1 protein-coding gene is annotated in these 1,525 nt (G+C 72.5%); it reads right to left on the reverse strand.

Features of this window, described 5'->3' with window-relative positions; all coding sequences use genetic code 11:
* Positions 1-1,335, reverse strand: a 1,335-nt coding sequence (locus HCN56_RS25485) for an MFS transporter (protein ID WP_245247034.1), incomplete at its 3' end; no start/stop codon positions are given.
* Between the last annotated feature and the right edge of the window lie 190 nt (positions 1,336-1,525).

A 1,525-nucleotide genomic window follows, 5' to 3' on the forward strand; every position in this document is an offset into this window, starting at 1 on the left:
CCCGGCGGGCGCGGGCCGGCCCGTGGTCCCGCCGGTCGCGGCACCGTCCTTCACCGGGGCGTCGGCGGGCAGGTCGGCGGCGGCGTCGGTCCCCTTGGCGGGGTGGCGCGGGACGAAGGCGAGCAGCGGTTCCCCGCGGCGCAGCCGGACCCGGAGCTTCAGGCCGCCGACCCGGCCCAGCGCCATGGCGACGCCGAGTGCGGCGGTGGCGCAGATCGCGCCCGCGAGGACGAGGGCGACGCGCGGCCCGTAGCTGTCGGTCAGCCAGCCCATGAGCGGACCGCCGAAGGGCGTCCCGCCGAGGAAGACCATCATGTAGAGACTGATGACACGGCCCCGCATGGCGGGGTCGCTGGCCAGCTGGAGGCTGGTGTTCCCGCTGATCATGAAGGTCATGCCGACCAGCCCGGTGGGGATCAGCAGCGCGGCGAAGATCCACAGGGTGGGCGCACCGGCGAGCACCATCAGCAGAGTGCCGAAGAGTCCGGCCGAGGCGACGGTCCAGCGGGTCCGGCTGGTGCCCCAACGGGCCGCGATGAGCGCCCCGGTGAGGGAGCCGACCGCCATCAGCGCGTTCAACAGGCCGTAGGTGCCGGCCCCGGCGTCGAAGATGCGGTCGGTGAACGCGACGACCCAGATGGGGAAGTTGAAGCCGAACGAACCGATGAACCCCACCAGCACGATCGGCCAGAGCAGGTCGGGCCGGCTGCCGACGTAGCGCAGCCCTTCCCGCAGCTGGCCCTTGGAACGCGGCGCGCGCTCGGCGGAGTTGAGCTCCGCGGTGCGCATCAGCAGCAGGCCGGTGACGGGCGCGATGAACGAGAGCCCGTTGAAGAGGAAGGCGTAGCCGCTGCCGACCGCGCCGATGAGGACGCCGGCGACGGCGGGGCCGACGATGCGCGCGGTCTGGAAGTTCGCGGAGTTGAGGGAGACCGCGTTGCGCAGCAGGCCCGGGCCGACCATGTCGGAGACGAAGGTCTGCCGGGCCGGGTTGTCGAGCACGGTGACGACGCCGAGGATGAAGGCGAGCGCGTAGACGTGGACGACCTCGACGTTGCCGGAGAGCGTGAGGGCGGCGAGCACGAGGCCGGTGATGCCCATGGACGCCTGAGTGCAGATCAGCAGCTTGCGCTTGTCGACCCGGTCGGCGAGGACGCCGCCGTAGAGGCCGAAGAGCAGCATCGGCAGGAACTGCAGGGCGATGGTCATGCCGACGGCGGCGGCGGAGCCGGTGAGGGTGTGGACCAGCCAGTCCTGGGCGATGCGCTGCATCCAGGTGCCGGTGTTGGAGACGACCGCGCCCGCGAAGAAGATCCGGTAGTTGTGGATCTTCAGGGAGGCGAAGGTGCCGACCTTGGCGGTCGAGGCGGCCTCACGGTCGCGGGCGGCGTGGGCGGCCTCCCGCGCGCGTTCCGCGGCGCCGTCGTCCGGCTCCGCGCTCGTGTCGCCCGAGGTGCCGTCGTCCCCGTGCTCGACAACCCGGCCCGGCAGACCTTCGTCTCCGACATGGTCGGCCCGGGCCTGC

The organism is Streptomyces lonarensis (assembly GCF_012033735.1).
GTDB classification, from domain to species: domain Bacteria; phylum Actinomycetota; class Actinomycetes; order Streptomycetales; family Streptomycetaceae; genus Streptomyces; species Streptomyces lonarensis.